Raw genomic sequence first — 17,115 nt, forward strand, 5'->3', positions numbered from 1 at the left:
CTTACCCCCGCGCCACCGCCCGCGCCGCGATCGCCGCCTTTTCCCAGGCAGGAACGTGTGCGCGCCGGGCATGCAGCTCCTGGGTCGTCATCGCGTCGAGTTGCTCCGTCAGCCGCCCATAAATCCCGGCCGCCGCCCGCACGCCCACCCGCGCGCCCCGCGGCAGCTCCTCAATGGTCGGTGTCGCCTCCGCCAGGTCGGCCCTGATGGATTCCACAATTTTTTGCTTGTCGACGCTCGTCAGGTCCCTGGGGTAGTACGCCCGCCCGAGTCCTACGGTATCCTCGTGCAGGTCGCGGAGGAAGTTGACCTTTTGAAACGCGGCCCCCAGGTGCCGCGCCCCGTTTTCCAGGTATGCCCGGTCGCCGGCGTAGGGCGCGTCGGCGAGAAACACGTCTAAACATAAGAGCCCGATGACTTCCGCGGAGCCGTATATATATTGTGTGAGTTCTTCCGGCGTGTATTCCCGGGGCGTGAGATCCGCCCGCATGGAGGCGAAAAAGGCGCGCAGGTGTTCCTCAGCAAATCCGCAGTGTCTCGCGGTTGCGGCGTAGGCGTGGAGGATGGGGTCGGTGTGGAAGGGCCGTGCGGGTGCCGCGCACACCGCCTCTTCGTATGCCTCTAGCTGCGCGGATGCGGTTTCCGCGGGGGCCGCCCCGTCGACAATTTCGTCGGCAATGCGGACCACGGCATACAGGTGTGCGATGTCGCGTCGCATGGCGCGGGGGAGGAGGGCGCTGGCGATGCCGAATGAGGTCGAGTATGTGGCGATGACCTGGCGTGCTGCGCGGTGTGCCATGGTGGTGTAGATAACGGCCGCTCCTTCCTGTTCTTATTTATCTTAAGCATGAGGACACTAAGGATTCTTAGTTGGTGTGCAAAACTTCTGCGGGGAACCTAAATTTTCCGCGCTACACCGCCCCTGACCTGCGGTTTCCACGTTAAAATTAGCCTCCAGAAAGTCTTAGATACACGTATGTATCCACGTTTTCCTTTCGGTGCGGAAACTTAATGAGGATTCCTTAATTAAACGCCCCCAAACCCTCCCGACCAGCAAAAACACAATTTAAGATACTTCTCATTTGTGTGTTTCCTTAGGTTTGCGCCCGTCACCTTCGCAGGGTAAATGTGTCAACCATCACATTATAAGGCTTTTTCTTAGCGTCATTCTTGCCCGTTTTTTGCCCTCTTTTCCGCTCAAAAACATGTTCAAATCTAGCTGAATCCGAGCCCTATTTTCACCCTTTTCTTAAGAATGATGAACAAAACTGACAAATTTTGAGAAACCCCCTCTAACCTGCGGGTTTAGGTTGGAAATCTGCCTGAAAGTTCCCTTAAAAGTGCCTGTCTACCAGCTCCTTTTACAGCTCTGACCTGGGCAAATACAGTTAAAGGTGCAGGGAAGGAAAGATCCTCACTGGTCCTGAGGGAAAACCTGCAGAAACTGAAAGGCACTGATTGAAATGAGCACCGTAGTTCGAAAACTTTGGAACAGCGTTGCTGCTATCGCCATCGCAGCCGCCGCAGTTGTCGCCCCGACAACCGCCTCCGCCATCACCCAGGGCACCGATGCCCGGATGGGCACCGTCGCCGATTCCACGGCCCGTGTCCAGGTGGGCAACAGGAGCTGCACCGGTACGCTCATCTCCAGCGAGTGGATCCTCACCGCGAAGCACTGCCAGGGCGTTGGCGATTACTCCTTCATTTCCGTCGGCGCTCCTGCTGAAGGCGAGAAGGCCCGCGTCGCCAAGGTCGTCAAGCACCCCTCCTCCGATCTCATGCTGGTGAAGGCAAACAAGCGCCTGCAGTCCCCGGTTGCGGATCTCGCCACCTCCTACACCGCCGAGGGCAAGGCCGGTTACTCCATGGGTTGGGGTTCGGTCATGGAAAACGGTAAGAAGGTCATCCAGCAGGCCGATGTCGAGGTCCAGCGCCGCGTCACCAACGTCCCCGGCTCCCTCGACGCGGGCGACACCTTCTATGAGGGGTACGTCTACAACGGCCATCTCGGCAAGGGCGACTCCGGTGGCCCCCTGTTTGTCGACGGCAAGCTCGCCGGGGTTGCCTCCCTTGCCAACGAAGCCAAGGAGGGCTCCCGCCTCGACGGCGCCCTCGGCTGGTGGATCCCCGTGCAGGATCACTACGCCTGGATCTCCCAGGTGACGGGCATCGCCACCCCGGCCGTGTCCGGCGAGAAGACCACCGAGTGGGACGCAATGCAATACGGCACGATCGCCCCGCCGGTTGAGGTCCCCGCCTCCGTCCAGGCCCTCCAGGCCCTGGAGACCATTCACGGAACCACGCAGGCGCTGTACGAGGCCACGGAAGAGGGCGGCGCCCTCTACAACCTCAGCTCGCAGCTGTCCTCCTAATTAATAAGCCACCTTCGTACGAAGGGTGATCTTCCCGGTTTCCTTGGGTCGCGCCAGTACTTGCCTTTCGCCGGTGCGGTAAAGGGGGAGTGGGAAAAAGAGAAAACGGGTTTCGATGCCAGGACCAGGGCGTCGAAACCCGCTTTCTCGCTGTGACGTATCCAACCCTAACCACAACAAAGTGGCGCAAATCGCAATTCACTTCATGCCCGGATACAATCAGATACGTATGACGAATGACAGAAAGGGCCAGGAATGACAGCCCCAGAACTTTCCCGACGCAGCTTCCTCGGCTGGTCGGCGGCGGCAGGCTCCGCCGCCCTCGTATTCAACCCCCTGCCCGCCCACGGCGGCGCCAAAGAGTCGACTCCGTCGACGCAGGAAAAAATCGTCTGGTCAGCCTGCACCGTCAACTGCGGTTCCCGCTCCCCCGTCCCATGGTGAACGGGTTTTCGTCCCGACGGATGCGGTTTCCTGGGTGGCGGAGCACTACGGCGATGCCGCGGCTCATCTCCTCGCCCTGTGCGCGGTCGCGGTCCTCGGTTTCCTCGCCGTCGTGACGAGTGGCGGTACGTTCCGCGGTGGCGCGAAGTTCGTTCTTCTCCGCGTCGATCCGCGTGTGGTTTTTTCGCGTCGTCGCCGCGCCGTCTTTGCGTCGCATTTCCTTGCGATTCTTCGTTCTCAGGAGACGTGGATTTCCCTCCTCGTCTCCGTCGCTTTGTTCATCTACCTGTCTATTTCGGGTTTGTTGCCACCTGTGGTGGCGGTTGAGCCGTTGGCGTTCCTGGGGTTGTACGCGTTTTCTTCCACGTCGTCGATCCGTCGTCTGCCGATGCTTCGGCTTCGTCCCGGCACGGCGTACGCGGTGCTCGTTGCTTCGGTGGGTGCCCTCGTCGTTCCGTGCGCGCTGTTTGCCTGCGTCGTCGATGTTCTTCTCGGTGGCGCCGCGCTGCCCGCCCTCTTCAGCGCGCTTGCCTGCCTCGTCTCGGTGCCGTTGTTTGTCACGCTGGGCATCGTTATCCCTACTCAGCGCGATAATCCGATCAGCGTGCTGGTTGCGGTCGCCTTGTGTTCCTCTCTTTTTCGCTTTTCGACGCTCGGTTGGCTCCTCCTTGCGCTATTCCTTGTATCGTTCGCCGTCGCCTGCGGGGTAATTAATGCCCGTTCGTTATCGACGCGTTAAACTATTCAGCGTATTTCCATCGATCGAAAGGCAATCATGAAACGCACGTGGTTTATCCTCCCCAGCCTGGCCATCGCCTTCGCCATCACCGCCGCCCTCGTGGCCTTCACCATCCTCTACGTGGCCTTTTCCCACCCCGCAACCACTTTCTTTGCCACGGCCCTTTTCGACTCCATCTTCGTCTCCTACTCCGGCTCAGTGCTCTCCGCCGGCATCAACAACGGCTGGATCCTCGTCGGCCTCTTCGCCGCCATCTTCGCCGTCGTCCTGGTCGCCGCCAACACCCTGCAATCCGGGCATCGTTGAGTACGCCTTGTAAACAAAGAGTGCCCGGCAGAAGGGCAGCCTCTTCACGCGGTCTGTCACTCCAGCCGGCCGTTGCCGACATAGTTTTGTTGCAGTAGTACCTCGTTTTCAGCTGCCCTCGGCCAGGTTTTGCGGCGTGAGCTGCGGAAAGTTTTGTTGCAGTCGTTTGCAGCACACGGGAAGATTCCCATCTTCCTGGTGGAAAGAGCAGCTGCAAAGGAATATCGCCGTTCACAAGGCGTCCGCTGCGGGTGTGAAAATCACCACGCAGGCGACCCTAATTTCCCGCCGTGGCCTGCGCATTCGACTCACCACTCCGATTCGGCATCCGCGCTACGCTTAGACGTATGACGAAACTCCTTGGCAAAGACCCCACCCGCCTCGGCCAGCCCGCAGGCAAAACGCACCCCTCCCCGGACCCGTTCCCGCTGGAGTTCGCCGACGGCACGCCCACGGAACTCCGCGAAACACTCGAACAGCTCCTCGGCAAGGACCAGGTCCGTTCCCGCACGATCGACCTCGTCCGCTACGCCTCGGATGCCTCCCACTACCGCCTCTTTCCGCAGGTCGTGGTCAGTCCCCGCACGGAATCGGATGTCATCAAACTGCACCGTTTCTGCCGCGAGTCGGGCCACCATCTCACCTTCAGAGCTGGCGGTAGTTCCCTCAACGGTCAGTCGCTTTCCGACGACATCCTGGTTGATGTTCGCTCAAACTTCCGGGGTCTGGTGGTCAACCCCGACACGATCACCGTTAAACCCGGCGAAACCCTCATCAACGTCCTTGCCGTCTTAAACCGCAAGGGTCGCAAGATCGGCCCGGACCCGGCGAGCTCCTCCATCGCCACCATCGGCGGCATTCTTTCCAACAATTCGGGCGGCATGCGGTGCCGCGTGGACATGGATTCTTACCATTCCATCCGCCAGATGCGCATCATCCTCCCGTCGGGCACGGTCGTCGATACGCGTGACCCGAACGCCAACGAGCGCCTCCGTGACCAGGAGCCGGAGATCTACAACGGCCTGCTTGCGCTGAAATCCACAATCGAAAACGACGCAGAACTAAAAGCCAAGATCCGCCGCAAGTTCACCATCCGCAACACCAACGCCCTCCGCCTGGACGCGTTCCTCGACTTCGACACGCCTGTCGATATCCTCATGCACCTTATGATCGGCGCCGAGGGCATTCTCGGCTTCATCGCCGAGGCCGAGATTGCAACCGTCGCCCATCCCAAGATGGCCGCCGTCACCTGGGTGATGATGCCCAAGATGGACCTCGCCGCCAACTACGTCGATCGCCTCGTCAAGGCAGGCGCCGAATCCGTCGAACTGCTGGCCAGCCCCGCCATGCGCGAGGCTGTCGGCAGCTTCCCGGGCGCCCATGAGGACTGGCTGAACCTTCCCGAGGAGATGGCCGCTCTCCTCCTCGAGGTCGCCGCCGACGACGAAGAATCACTCCAAGCCAAGATGCAAGCCGCCCGCGATGCCCTCCAGGACGCCGACCTCCTCCAGCCCCTGGACTTCATGCGCGAGCCCACCGACATCAAAAACGCGTGGGAGATCCGCGCCGGCCTCGTCCCGCTCGCCGGAGCGAAGCGCGACCAGGGCTGTTCCCTTATCACCGAGGACGTGTGCTACCCGCCGGAGCGCATCGGCGAGGCCACGAAGGACCTTCTCGACCTTCTCGACAAGTACAACTACCCCCTCCTCGTCATGGGCCACGCCACATTCGGCAACCTGCACTTCTGCATGACACCCAACTTCGAAATCCCCGAGGAGGTCGACCGCTACGACGCCTTCCTCCAGGAGTTCGCCGAGATGACCCTCGACAAGTACGAGGGTTCGCTCAAAGCCGAGCACGGCACCGGCGTCAACATGGCCCCTTTCGTCCAGCGCGAATGGGGTGAAAAGGCCTTCGCCATCATGTGGGAGATCAAGGAGCTCCTGGATCCGCACGGCATCCTCGCCCCGGACATCAAGCTCACCCGCGACCAGAAGCTCCACATTAAAAACTTCAAGTCGCACCCGAAGATCGAGGACGTGGCAAACCCCTGCGTGGAGTGCGGTTTCTGCGAGTCGGTGTGCCCGTCGCGCCACCTCACCACCACGCCGCGCCAGCGCATCGTCATCCGCCGCGAGATGGCGCGCCAGCCGGAGGATTCGCCGCTGCTCACTAACCTCCTCGAGCAAAACGCCTACGACGGCATCGACACGTGCGCCGTCGATTCGTCCTGCTACGTCGCCTGCCCGATCTCCATCGATACGGGCAAGATGGTGAAACTCTTCCGCCAGATGGAGCAGACCCGCGCCACGGAAAAAGTCGCGCTCACGCTCGCCCAGCACTGGGACAAGGTCGAGGTCGCCGGTCGCGCCGGCCTCACCGCCACCGACGCTGTCACCAAGGTGCTTGGCGACGGCCTGGGGACCCGCACCCTGGGCCTCCTCACGGACGCCGTCCGCCAGGTCATCGACCCGGATCTCATGTACACCGCCCGCGAGGGCCTCCCGCCCGCCGCCACCTGGGACCCGCCGCATACCGCCCGCGAGACTGCGAAAGCGGTGTACTTCCCGGCCTGCATCAACCGCATGTTTGGCGACGACCACGGTTCCATCGCCCATACGCTCGTGAACATCTCGAACCGCGCGGGCCAGCCCCTCTGGATCCCCGAGGTCGACGGCCTCTGCTGCGGCACCCCGTTCACCTCGAAGGGCTTCAAGGCCGCGCAGGAGTACATGGCCACCAAGCTCCAAAAAGCCATCCTTGAGTGGACCGACAACGGCCGCCTCCCGCTCGTCTGCGACGCCGCCTCCTGCACGCACGGCATCGTCGAAAACATCCCGGGCGTCAAAATCCTAGACGCCGTCGAGTGGGCCCACTCCCTCCTGCCGCACCTCACGGTCTCCCACAAACTCGACAACCTCGTCATCCACCCGACCTGCTCCATGCAGCACCTTGGCATTGTTGAGGAGTTTGCCGACGTCGCCCAATCCATCGCCTCCCACGTGGAGGTCCCCCTCGGCGCCCACTGCTGTGGCACCGCCGGCGACCGCGGCCTCCTCCACCCCGAACTAACCGAGGCCGCCACCCTTGACGAGCGCGCCGGCATCGCCTCCTTCGAATCCGAACACGGCCCTGCCGACGCCTACGCCTCCGCCAACCGCACCTGCGAGATGGGCCTCAACCAACACTCCGGAAAGGACTACCAACACATCATCTACCTGCTGGAAAAAGCCACCCGCTAGTTACGCACATATAGCTTTTAGAAACTAACAGAAAAAGGACAGGTGAATTGCTTGGTGGGCGAGGGTATGTTACGGTCGGGCGCTGCAAGCGGAGGTGCCTTAAAGTCTCTGCATCTCCTAAACCCCTAAAACGGAAAGGTATTTTCTGTGAGAAAAAAGTTCTGTGCAGGTTTCCTCCTCGCCACCTGTATTGTTGCACCCATCGTTCCGGCATCCGCGTCTCCCGCTCCGGTGCCGCAGCAGTACGTTTCTGATGCAGATTCCACCAATAACCTCTGGATCTTGGATCGTGACGAAGCAGTCTCGCTAGAGAATCAAGGTGTCGCTGTTACCGAAATTTCTAATTATACGGAGCAGGGATTTCGTGCTGACTTTGAAGGAGCGACTCCGCGAGAGACCCAGAGCGGAGGCATCGAGGTAATTGACGATGCAGGAAACGTGCTGCAGTCCTTTTTGCCTGCTGTACCTCTGAAAGACGGACATTTTGTGCCGGTTACCTACACGGTTGGCACCAATTTTGTAGAGGCAACGTTCGAAAAGCCTGTGAAAGCGGAAGCTGTTCGAATTGCAGCGCTGGAGACTCGTAGTGCCGGAGGGTGTGCTCTAGGTGCTCTCGCCACGGTCGCCGAAGTCGCAGGTGGTGCAGCAGCTCTAATTTCGTCCCCGCTTGATGGTCCGGTTGGCCCGCTCGTTGCTACTAGTATTGCGACTGGTGTTCCTGCGACGGTTGCAAAAACTGCCCAAGAATGCACGGAGTAAGGAGCGACCTAGTGAGTGAATTTCGCAGAATGGCGGCTGTAAGTTTAGGAGTATTGGCCTTGTTCCTTGGTCTGGCTCTCGTTGTGACCGCCTTAGCATTGCAGATGTTTAATTGGACCGTTGCTCTTGGTGTGATCGCTGCCTTTGCTGGCGGCGCGTATGCCCTTTACCGAGCGTGGCGAACCAGTCCAGGTGAACCTGACCAGCCCCGTTAAACGTGTTTATTCCCCATTAGTTTGAGGCTAGTGGGGAACAAATGAGGGTCGGACATAGGCCACCGAGACGTGAAATGTGGAAGTCGCATGTACGGATTCAAGAGCAGATTCTAAATTGCGCACGGCCAAGTCGTTAGCTAACCGCCAGCTATGGCAGCAGTGGCTTGATCTGGGGGAGTGCGACGATGACAACGCCCGCTACGGTGAGACCCATTTCGGCGTCGTTGAGCCCCTTCCCTAAAGGGATTATGCTTTTCCAGCGGCCTGGCTAAGCGGGTACGCGTATTGCTTGGATGTCAACCGGGCATACCCGTATACCGCCCGGGAGATTCTGCTTGGCCTTATAAATCGTCTTCTCGAAGTTGTCGAGGGCCGCAGGAATGTCCGTCAATATCCGCGCCGCCTGAGCCCTGGGCCGAGTATTGTGCCCTTTCACTCGTCATGATCGTACACATATCGCCGTTGATCTCGGCGGATGTGGCGTTGGCGACCGGCGTGACGAGATCGAGGGTGAGTGCTGCGGTTCATGGCGTGTGTCCTTTCTTCTAACCACGCGTGCCCGTTAAAATGCCGCTACACCGATCCCACCGCCCCCGTAGCCGCGCAAACAAAACTAGCAACTTCTCGCCCCCACAAAAGGTAACCAATCTTTCATCTGTAATTCACGTATCTGAAACGTTTAAGAAACTCTGGGAGCATAGCCTGCGCTAAGTAAGAGAAATCTGCTTAGTACTAAGGAGCAACCCATGAATCGCATGTTCAAGCTCGGTCTGGGCCTCGGCGCCGCTGCCGTCCTCGCCGTCGGCTGCACGAGCCCCGATAGCACCACGAACAGCACCAGCAGCAGCGATAACGCCACCTCGAGCGTGTCCGCTTCCAACACCGCCAAGTCCGTGGACCTCGACTCGGACATCGCGAACCGCGAAGCCAAGGGCGACCTCGCCACCTACGGTGGCGCTCGCCGCCTCACCGGCGACCAGACCGATTTCATGCGGGACGCGATTTCCCAGTCCGGCGCGAAGAACGTCATCCTCCTTATCGGCGACGGCATGGGTGATTCCGAGATCACCGTCGCCCGCAACTACGCCGAGGGCGCCGGCGGTTTCTTCAAGGGCATCGACGCCCTCCCCGTGACCGGCCAGTACACGCACTACTCCCTGGATAAGGACGGCAAGCCGAACTACGTCACCGACTCCGCCGCTTCCGGCACCGCCTGGGCGGCGGGCGTGAAATCCTACAACGGCGCAATCTCCGTGGACATCAAGGGCCAAGCCCACGAGACGCTCCTGGAAAAGGCGAAGAAGAAGGGCATGAAGACGGGCAACGTCTCTACCGCCGAGATCGAGGACGCGACCCCCGCCGTCCAGACCGCCCACGTCGCAGCCCGCAAGTGCTACGGCCCGGAGGATGCCGAGAAGTGCGGCGATGACCTGAAGGCCAAGGGCGGCAAGGGCTCCATCTCCGAGCAGATTGTCGATACCCGTGCTGATATCACCCTCGGCGGCGGCTCCAAGGCCTTCAATCAGAAGACCCCCGAGGGCAAGACGGTTCTCGACCTCGCCAAGGAGGGCGGGTACCAGCTTCCCACGACCGCCGCCGAGCTCGACAAGATCACCGAGGCTAACCAGGACAAGCCGGTTCTCGGCCTCTTCTCCGAGGGCAACATGCCGGTCCGTTGGGAGGGCCCGAAGGCCGAGAAGTACGGTTACCTTCAGGAGTCCGCTACCTGCACCGATAACCCGAAGCGCACCGCGGGCATCCCGACGCTCGCCGCTATGACGGAGAAGGCCATCGACGTTCTCAAGGGCGACGAGGACGGTTTCTTCCTCCAGGTCGAAGGCGCCTCGATTGATAAGCAGGACCACAACGCGAACCCCTGCGGTCAGATCGGCGAGACCGTCGATCTTGACGAGGCCGTCCAGAAGGCCCTCGACTTCGCCAAGGCCGACGGCAACACCCTCGTCATCGTCACCGCGGATCACTCCCACACCTCCCAGGTGATCGGCAATGTAAGCCAGGAGGATATCGACAAGCTCGCTAAGAAGAACGAGATTTCCGTCGAGGAGGCCCGCGACATCGTCTACCCGGGTCTGTCCCGCAACCTCACCACGAAGGACGGCGCGACCATGACGGTTGGTTACGCTACCAGCGAGAACGTCGATGTTGAGTCCCAGGGCCACACGGGCGCCCAGCTCCGCATCGCCGCCTTCGGTCCGGGTGCCGCCAACGTCGCCGGCCTCACCGACCAGACGGATCTCCACTTCACCATTGCTGAGGCTCTCGGTCTCGAGTAGTTAGGCAGCGCACGTATCTTCGCCCGCAGTAGGGATAAACTCCGCGGGCGTTTTTCCTTTCATGATCTCGCGAATTTCGTCCCGCAGTCTATCTTCCATCTGTTCTTGCATCTCAGGCAGTTTCCACGCGTCGTTTCGACGCGTAAACCGAGCTGCCCGGTCGGCTATCTCGTTGAGGACGTTGCCGTTGTGCCCGCGAACCCAGTGCAGGTGAACCTTTGCAGTGGTGGGAGGGCATTCAAACGTTGTGAACGCGTATCGCGAGTCGGTGAGGATGTGCAGGTTGACGGCGCGCTTTCCGTATTCTGCGACGGCGAGCTGTACGGCGTGGAGCTCTGCTTCGTTGATCCCCGCTACTCTCCGAATACGTGTCTGCACCTTCCCGTACGTCGAAATCATGGCGATTGCCGCCCGTGTGTCGCCTCGCGCCAGGGAGGCATCGGTTGCTACCACGATGTCTCTTCTCTGGCGAGGCCTCTCCTCGGTGGGTTGTAGCTTTTCGACGGTTTTTTTCCTGAGTGCCCGCGCCGCCTCGTAGTCGTTTTTTACCGCGGTCTGGACCACGCTATACATGTGTACGTTTGCAAACAACGAGGGGTTCCCGGCGATCAGCTGCTTGATTGCGGATGCGGACGTGTACAGCCCTAACGTATGCGCGGTGTGGTTGATGACGAACTGAATAAACATTTCAGCGGCCACGCGTTTTACCGAGTTAGCGGAGCAGACCTGAACGTTTGTTGCCCCACCTCCCGATAGTGTCACAACGCCCTTGTCCGCGCGGTGTGCCTTCTCGTAATCGATAGCGACAGGAATAAACATGATGAAATAGCCTTTCTAGCGTCAGGCGCAGAACGGGTTTTCTGCACCTGAAACTAACGCTAGAAAGTGGGTTCCCGAGGCTGCTCGATTTACAAAAGCCCTGTTTAGCAGGGGTCTGAGAAGTCTCCCGCGTTGTTCAGAGACCGCGCGTTGCCGCCGTACTTCGCCTTCAGCGCGCACACCTCGGACACACTGTGCCCCGCGTCGTAGTACACGGCGTACACATCTTTGCCGTCGTATGTTCCGCGTAGCGACGAGCACACGGCGTACGACACGTGCGCCCCCGGCCATTTTTTCAGCGCCTCCCACGTCGGGTCGTAGGGGTTGTCGCCTGGCGCGACGAGCACGGATTCCACGATGAGGATGTATCGCCCGTCGCACTGTAGTGGCGGTCCCGCCCACGCGAATTCGTCCTCCGCAGCCTTCGCCTGCGATGTCGCTGGCGCATCGCTGGTGCAGATGTTCAGCTTGCTCACCAGCGCCGTCGGCGCACCCGCAGCCTCAAGCCGATCCTCGTCGTAGCAGTCGTAGCCGGCGTAGTTGTCTGTTCCGTCGGGTTTGAAGTATTCCCATCGGTCGGTCCAGTGGTAGAGGTTGAGGTGGTCTGATTGTTCCTGCCCGGCCCACAGCCATTCGCCGTCGCAGTATTGTTGTTGCGGTTCTGTCATCCCGCTTACGGCATTCTGCGCGAGCACTCCGCACCTGTCTTCTGTCGGACTCGCGCTGGCACTCGTGCTTTCGCTTGTCCGCGTACTGGTAATTGCGGTCGTCTCATCCGGCGCCCGTAGCGAAAAGTACGCCAGTAACAAAACGACACCGACAAGCACCACGATAGCCCCGATGAGGGCGTAGATGACAGGTGATTGTTTGGAGGATGCCATGGTGGGCCTTTCTTTAGGCGGGAGAAGCAAGCAAGCGTCAAGCCCCATTTTAAGACGAAAAAAGGGGTCAAAATGGAGCAAGCAAATTACGCCGCGTACCCCGTTGCCGTCCACGCGTCCTCGCCGCGCGCTGCGGGGATGAAGTCGCTCAGCTTTCGGTCGACAAGCATGGCTTTCAGTTCCACCTTCGACCGCTCCAGCATCTCTTTTTGCGTGTCGACGAGCCCCCAGCAGGCGTTCCTGCGCGTGTACATCGCCACGTCGTTGGCCAGCTCGTTGAGCACGTTGCCTCGGTGGCCGCGCACCCAGTGCACGTACACCTCGGCGCGGTCCATCCGCTTGAAGCACTTCCGCAGGGAGGTTGCGCACCCGGTGGGCTTCTCCGCGCCGTTGAGCGCCTTGTACACGATCTGGGAGTCGGTGAGGATGTGCAGCACCGGGGTCTTTCCGGCCCAGGTGGTAAGCGCCATTTCCACGGCCCAGAACTCCGCGTCGGCCACGCTTTCCACCAGCAACGACCGCGCCCGCACCCGCCCGCGCGTGGCAACCGCGGCAATTCCTGCCCGGTGTCCGGTGCCGAGCGACGCGTCGGTCGCCACCACCATGCCCTCCTCGATGGGGAGGTTCACCAAGGAGCGGATGCGCTCTTCCACTATGGAGTTCTTCTTGTCACGCGCCAGTGCGAAATCCTCCGTTAAAACCGGCGCCACGGTGCTAAACCTGCGGACGTTTCTAAACAGCTCGGGGTGTTCACGAACGAGCGCCCCAATGCTTCTAACCGAGGTATATAACCCCACCGTGTGGTCCGTATTGCGAAGCGCCACGTCTAGGAACCAGGAGGTCGCTAGCTTTCCGACGTCGACAAGCCGACAAACCTCAGCCCGGCACTCACCGCGGGCCGACAGCGTAACCACCGCCTCGTTCGTCTTGGAGAGAATGGCATAGTCAAGAACTACGGGGATAAACATATTTAATTACCTTTCATCTATCGGCCCGGAATGGGCCTTCTAGAAACAAAGGTAAGTGGTGCTTTCCACGCCCAAAGTGACGTAGCGGAACACCCGTTCTAAGGCAAAAAAGGGCCCCGCAAAACAATGCGGAGCCCCGGCTAAAAAATAATCTAGAACAGCACGCGCAGGATCGAAACCGTCACCGCGCCGATAACCGCGGAGATCGGCAGCGTGATAACCCACGCCGTCGCGATCGGCTTCATCAGGTTCCAGTTGGCGGCCTTGTTCACCATGCCCACGCCCAGCACGGCGCCGATCAAAATATGCGTGGAGGACACGGGGAGGCCCAACAGAGAGGAGCCCATGACCACGCCGGCGGCGGAGAGCTCGGCGGCGAAGCCGGAGGACGGGTGCATCTTCGTCAGCCCGGAGCCGACGGTCTTGATCACGTAGCGGCCGATGAACCACAGGCCGGCGATAAGGCCCACGCCCATCGCCATCATGACGGCGATCGGCACCTCGGCCTCGTCGTTGATCTCGCCGGTCTTCAGCACGTCCAAAACCGCGACGAACGGCCCGATGGCGTTGGCGATGTCGTTGGAGCCGTGGGAGAAGGCGAACGCCGAAGCGGTGAACACCTGCATCCAGCTAAACAGCAGGAACGTGGCATTCGACAACGACTTCTTCTTCAACGACCGCGCGAAGATGTACACCGCCATCCACACGATGGCGCCGACCATGCCCATGATGAGGAATTTCTGCAGCGAGGAGAAGTCCAAAGGCGTGTTCTTCAGGCCCTTGAACAGCATCATCGCGGCGATAATGATGGCGCCGAACGCGGCCAGCAGCGGCACCCAGTTTTCCAGCGCTTTGTGCGCCTCAACGTTGTCGCGCTTTTCGTTGATTTTATACAGTTCGCGGTAGTAGTCGGATTCCAGCAGTTCGGGGTCGTAGTTTTCCTCGGCCACAAGCGCCGCGTCGCGCGCCATGGCGTTGGTGTAGTTGATCTGCTGGAGTTCGTCGAGCCGTTCGAAGCGCTGCTTGTGGTCGCGCCGCAGTTCGGCGCGCCGGGTTTTGATTTCGCGCAGCTGCTGGTCGGCGTGTTCGTTGTATACCAGGATGGATTCTTTGACCCATTTGAACAGGAAGTACGCGACCACGCCGCCCAGTACCGGCGACAGCACCCACGAAATCGCGATCTTGCCGATCTCCCCCCACTGCACCATCGACCAGCCGCCCTTGTGCGTGACGAACCCGACGGTGAGCGCCGCGCCGACGATGCCGCCGACGATGGAGTGGGTGGTGGACACCGGCCAGCCCATGCGCGTGGCAATCAACAGCCAGATCGCGGCGCCGAGAAGCGCGGACATCATGATGTACACGAATTCCATGGGGTCGAGGCCGTTGATGGCGGACAGGTCGACGATCCCGGATCGCACGGTGTCGGTGACCTCGCCGCCGGCGAGCAGCGCGCCGGACACTTCGAAGATCGCGGCGACCAACAGCGCCTGCTTGAGTGACAGCGTGCCGGCGCCGACGGAGGTGCCGAAGGAGTTGGCGACATCGTTGCCGCCGATGTTGAAAGCCATGAAGATGGCGAAGATAATGGCTGTGATGAGGAGGAGCTTGTTGGCGCCCGGGGCGACGTAGTCGAAGCCCCAGATGATCGTCCACACGAGGGCGACGGCGGTCAGCCCGCCGAAGCACAGGTGCCAGCGCCAGTCCTTCTTCGTGTCGCCGGTGGTGACGTCGACCTCCGGCAACGATTCAACTTTATTGGACATTGCTTTCCTTCCGCTGAATGCGTGAATACTCATTCAACATAGAAGACCAAGGTGTCCACCAGATGAACGTTAGCTATCACTGTGCTTAATTTTTTGCTTGTCGACGCTCGGTGGTTGCGGTCGCAGGGCTAAGGAAGTCGTTGTATCGTAAAAATGTCTTAACGGGGAAATTTCGGTCCAGACTTTTGTTTACCAAGTAGGTAAATGGTGCAGTATAGGTACAAGGACGAAAGAACTCGGAGGGTCTTCGAAGATGACAAAGCTTGTACAAGAAAATATGGGTATCAAGCTTTAAAGAACCGCGATCGTCGCCTGAACGAAATCACCGACTATTCCACTTTCGCAGAGCTTCTACGTTTGGCAAAGGCCGACCCCGGAAAGTGGCACGTCCTTGACGGTCGGAACGGCGGCGTTGACGGGAGACCTGACTGGCAATGCGGCTCGGAACGTCTACTAAGCACCTGAGGTACGCCCCGACCAGTCCGGAGATGGCCGTTAAACTTGCCCTCGTCACCGGGTCCAGGCTCGCTACGTTGCTCGCCGAACGTACTTGGGTCCGTGCTTCCTGGGCCTTGCGTCTCCCGGCTACAAAGGGCTGGGATCGTCACACATAACTGGAGGAATCCTCAGGAGCTGGTACGCGAGGTTTTTGCCCGCGGGCGAGTTGCTTGCGCCGATGCATTCCGTGATCTGTGTGCAGGTTCTGATTCGATTGCTTTTCTCTGTTCTGGCGGTGGTGCAGAATGGACCTGGTTAAGAAGCAGCTTGATGCGGACAGGGATGGTTTGGAAAGCTCACTTCTTCGTTGCGCTCAGCATCTGTCCAGGATCCTTCATCGTTTGTTCCAGCGGTCCGGCGCATGCTCCACAGCGTCGGCGGTTCCCGGTTCTCAGGTCTCCGGCGCTTCGTTTGAGTACGACGGCAACCCCGTTATAAGCGGGAGGACATCTTCTGGTTCACTCTGTTTCACGAGCTGGCTCATATCCTTACTGCGGACTATGAGACGAGGAGGGTTGACCGTGAAAAGGATTCGGCTGCTCGTCCGCAGTCTGAACGTAAGGCGGATAACTGGGTGGCGAACGCGCTTTTAGACGGTACCGCTGTAGACGCGATCCCTCAGCCCTATACCGCTGAGGGGATTGTAACCTGCGCGTCCGATCATTCCGTCAGTCCCGCAATTGTGGTTGGGAGCTTACGCCGCCAGGGCAAGGTCCCCCGTACCTGGGGAGCAGACCTGATCCGTCGTTTTGAAATCAGCTAATACCATTCTTACAGCGGCCGGTACTTCTCAATATTATCCCGCGTGACCACCATCACCGGCGTGTGCACGCTCTCCGCCGCCTCGCCGTCGAGGAGCTTCCCGGCCTGCTCAATGGCGGTGGCGCCGAGCTCGGAGGACTGTTGCGCAATCGTTGCTACGAGCTTCCGGTTCTTCACGGCGCGCACGCCCTCCTCGGTGCCGTCGAAGCCCACCACCTTCACGTCTTTTCCGGCGCGTTCCCCGAGCGCGTCCACGGCCCCGAGCGCCATCTCGTCGTTTTCGGCGAAGATCCCCGCCACGTCGGGGTGGTCGGCAAGGAGGTCCGTGACGAGGTCGCGGGCGGTGTCGCGGTCGAAGTCGGCGGCCTCGGCGGCGACGATGCGGACGCGTGGGTGCTCAGCCATGGCCTGGGTGAATCCCTCGTAGCGCTCGGCGCTGGAGGAGCTTCCCTCGATGCCGCGCAGCACGATGACCTCGCCCTGGGCGCGGATTGCCTTGGCCAAAACCGACGCTGCGGCCGCGCCGCCCTCGGTGTTGTTGGAGTCGATGAGCGCGGCGACGTCGGCGCCTGTGATGGTGCGGTCGACGGTGATGGCGGGGATGCCCTTCTCGTTCAGCTGGGACACGGCGGGGGCGAGCGCCTCGGAGTCTGCGGGGTTCACCACCGCGACGCCGGAAGAAACGTCGTCGAGTTGCGCGGCCTGCACCTCCGCATCATCCCCCGCATCCAGGACGGTGAGGTCGATTCCCAGCTCGTTGGCCTTCGCCTGCGCCCCGTAGCGCACCTGCAGGAAGAATGGGTTTTTCTCCGTGGACAGCGCGAGCGTGACCGCCCGGGATCCGGCGGCAGGGACATCGCGTGGAGTAGCAGAACACCCGCTGAGCGTGAGCATTCCTGCGGTGAGTAGCACGAGTGATTTCCGGAGCATTGGGGGGTGCCTTCCTAGTTCAAGTTACGTTCTATATTCAAAGGTAGGCAGGCGTTTCGGGAAAGGCAAGGAGGTGTGCGCTCACCCACAGCGCCGTGTGTGATCCGCCACCACTCCTCC

15 protein-coding genes are annotated in these 17,115 nt (G+C 60.5%); 9 read left to right on the forward strand and 6 right to left on the reverse strand.

Features of this window, described 5'->3' with window-relative positions:
- Nucleotide 1 precedes the first annotated feature (1 nt).
- Complete coding sequence (locus CGLUCO_RS00195) at nt 2-799, reverse strand: phytoene/squalene synthase family protein (protein WP_084037225.1); 798 nt, start codon at nt 797-799, stop codon at nt 2-4.
- Nucleotides 800-1,463: 664 nt separating this feature from the next.
- On the opposite strand from CGLUCO_RS00195, the gene CGLUCO_RS00200 reads away from it, so the two are divergent.
- The 8 genes from CGLUCO_RS00200 (at nt 1,464) to phoA (ending at nt 10,371) form a co-directional block, all read left to right on the forward strand.
- The gene (locus CGLUCO_RS00200; RefSeq protein WP_070740804.1) at nt 1,464-2,372 is read left to right on the forward strand and encodes a S1 family peptidase; all 909 of its coding nucleotides are present in this window, start codon (nt 1,464-1,466) and stop codon (nt 2,370-2,372) included.
- A gap of 255 nt (nt 2,373-2,627) precedes the next feature.
- Entirely contained in the window at nt 2,628-2,816 is a 189-nt protein-coding gene (locus CGLUCO_RS00205) for a twin-arginine translocation signal domain-containing protein (protein WP_005391482.1), read from the forward strand.
- A 34-nt stretch (nt 2,817-2,850) separates the two neighbouring features.
- Entirely contained in the window at nt 2,851-3,555 is a 705-nt protein-coding gene (locus CGLUCO_RS00210) for a hypothetical protein (RefSeq protein WP_084037223.1), read from the forward strand.
- A gap of 36 nt (nt 3,556-3,591) precedes the next feature.
- Nucleotides 3,592-3,861, forward strand: coding sequence for a hypothetical protein (locus tag CGLUCO_RS00215; RefSeq protein WP_005391479.1), 270 nt, complete (start codon nt 3,592-3,594; stop codon nt 3,859-3,861).
- 347 nt (nt 3,862-4,208) lie between these two features.
- The gene (locus tag CGLUCO_RS00220; RefSeq protein ID WP_084037221.1) at nt 4,209-7,103 is read left to right on the forward strand and encodes an FAD-binding and (Fe-S)-binding domain-containing protein; all 2,895 of its coding nucleotides are present in this window, start codon (nt 4,209-4,211) and stop codon (nt 7,101-7,103) included.
- Between the two features lie 147 nt (nt 7,104-7,250).
- Complete coding sequence (locus CGLUCO_RS00225) at nt 7,251-7,862, forward strand: hypothetical protein (RefSeq protein WP_232621930.1); 612 nt, start codon at nt 7,251-7,253, stop codon at nt 7,860-7,862.
- A 330-nt stretch (nt 7,863-8,192) separates the two neighbouring features.
- Nucleotides 8,193-8,318: a hypothetical protein gene (locus tag CGLUCO_RS00230; protein WP_260322669.1), complete on the forward strand. Its 126-nt coding sequence runs from the start codon at nt 8,193-8,195 to the stop codon at nt 8,316-8,318.
- Nucleotides 8,319-8,823: 505 nt separating this feature from the next.
- The gene (gene phoA / locus CGLUCO_RS00235; RefSeq protein WP_084037219.1) at nt 8,824-10,371 is read left to right on the forward strand and encodes an alkaline phosphatase; all 1,548 of its coding nucleotides are present in this window, start codon (nt 8,824-8,826) and stop codon (nt 10,369-10,371) included.
- Here phoA and CGLUCO_RS00240 read toward each other — a convergent pair whose 3' ends face one another.
- The 4 genes from CGLUCO_RS00240 to CGLUCO_RS00255 all read right to left on the reverse strand — a co-directional run bounded on the left by CGLUCO_RS00240 (nt 10,372) and on the right by CGLUCO_RS00255 (nt 14,805).
- Nucleotides 10,372-11,190: a ribonuclease HI gene (locus CGLUCO_RS00240; RefSeq protein WP_084037217.1), complete on the reverse strand. Its 819-nt coding sequence runs from the start codon at nt 11,188-11,190 to the stop codon at nt 10,372-10,374. It lies immediately after the preceding gene.
- Between the two features lie 104 nt (nt 11,191-11,294).
- Nucleotides 11,295-12,071, reverse strand: coding sequence for a hypothetical protein (locus CGLUCO_RS00245; RefSeq protein ID WP_232621929.1), 777 nt, complete (start codon nt 12,069-12,071; stop codon nt 11,295-11,297).
- An 86-nt stretch (nt 12,072-12,157) separates the two neighbouring features.
- Entirely contained in the window at nt 12,158-13,039 is an 882-nt protein-coding gene (locus CGLUCO_RS00250) for an RNase H family protein (protein ID WP_084037213.1), read from the reverse strand.
- 152 nt (nt 13,040-13,191) lie between these two features.
- Nucleotides 13,192-14,805, reverse strand: coding sequence for an inorganic phosphate transporter (locus CGLUCO_RS00255; protein ID WP_084037211.1), 1,614 nt, complete (start codon nt 14,803-14,805; stop codon nt 13,192-13,194).
- Nucleotides 14,806-15,766: 961 nt separating this feature from the next.
- Here CGLUCO_RS00255 and CGLUCO_RS13020 point away from each other — a divergent pair.
- Nucleotides 15,767-16,066: an ImmA/IrrE family metallo-endopeptidase gene (locus CGLUCO_RS13020; RefSeq protein WP_363325320.1), complete on the forward strand. Its 300-nt coding sequence runs from the start codon at nt 15,767-15,769 to the stop codon at nt 16,064-16,066.
- An 8-nt stretch (nt 16,067-16,074) separates the two neighbouring features.
- Here the strand turns inward: CGLUCO_RS13020 and CGLUCO_RS00260 are convergent, their stop codons facing one another.
- The gene (locus tag CGLUCO_RS00260) at nt 16,075-16,995 is read right to left on the reverse strand and encodes a substrate-binding domain-containing protein (RefSeq protein ID WP_084037207.1); all 921 of its coding nucleotides are present in this window, start codon (nt 16,993-16,995) and stop codon (nt 16,075-16,077) included.
- Nucleotides 16,996-17,115: the final 120 nt, after the last annotated feature.

It is taken from the genome of Corynebacterium glucuronolyticum DSM 44120 (assembly GCF_030440595.1).
GTDB classification, from domain to species: Bacteria; Actinomycetota; Actinomycetes; order Mycobacteriales; family Mycobacteriaceae; genus Corynebacterium; species Corynebacterium glucuronolyticum.

Bases quoted from the DNA above. Each gene is read 5' to 3' on its own strand.
- CGLUCO_RS00220 (WP_084037221.1), top strand. From the start codon at position 4,209: ATGACGAAACTCCTTGGCAAAGACCCCACCCGCCTCGGCCAGCCCGCA.
- CGLUCO_RS00200 (WP_070740804.1), top strand. From the start codon at position 1,464: ATGAGCACCGTAGTTCGAAAACTTTGGAACAGCGTTGCTGCTATCGCC.
- CGLUCO_RS00195 (WP_084037225.1), bottom strand. From the start codon at position 799: ATGGCACACCGCGCAGCACGCCAGGTCATCGCCACATACTCGACCTCA.
- CGLUCO_RS00245 (WP_232621929.1), bottom strand. From the start codon at position 12,071: ATGGCATCCTCCAAACAATCACCTGTCATCTACGCCCTCATCGGGGCT.
- phoA (WP_084037219.1), top strand. From the start codon at position 8,824: ATGAATCGCATGTTCAAGCTCGGTCTGGGCCTCGGCGCCGCTGCCGTC.
- CGLUCO_RS00240 (WP_084037217.1), bottom strand. From the start codon at position 11,190: ATGTTTATTCCTGTCGCTATCGATTACGAGAAGGCACACCGCGCGGAC.
- CGLUCO_RS00215 (WP_005391479.1), top strand. From the start codon at position 3,592: ATGAAACGCACGTGGTTTATCCTCCCCAGCCTGGCCATCGCCTTCGCC.
- CGLUCO_RS00260 (WP_084037207.1), bottom strand. From the start codon at position 16,995: ATGCTCCGGAAATCACTCGTGCTACTCACCGCAGGAATGCTCACGCTC.
- CGLUCO_RS00255 (WP_084037211.1), bottom strand. From the start codon at position 14,805: ATGTCCAATAAAGTTGAATCGTTGCCGGAGGTCGACGTCACCACCGGC.
- CGLUCO_RS00205 (WP_005391482.1), top strand. From the start codon at position 2,628: ATGACAGCCCCAGAACTTTCCCGACGCAGCTTCCTCGGCTGGTCGGCG.
- CGLUCO_RS00250 (WP_084037213.1), bottom strand. From the start codon at position 13,039: ATGTTTATCCCCGTAGTTCTTGACTATGCCATTCTCTCCAAGACGAAC.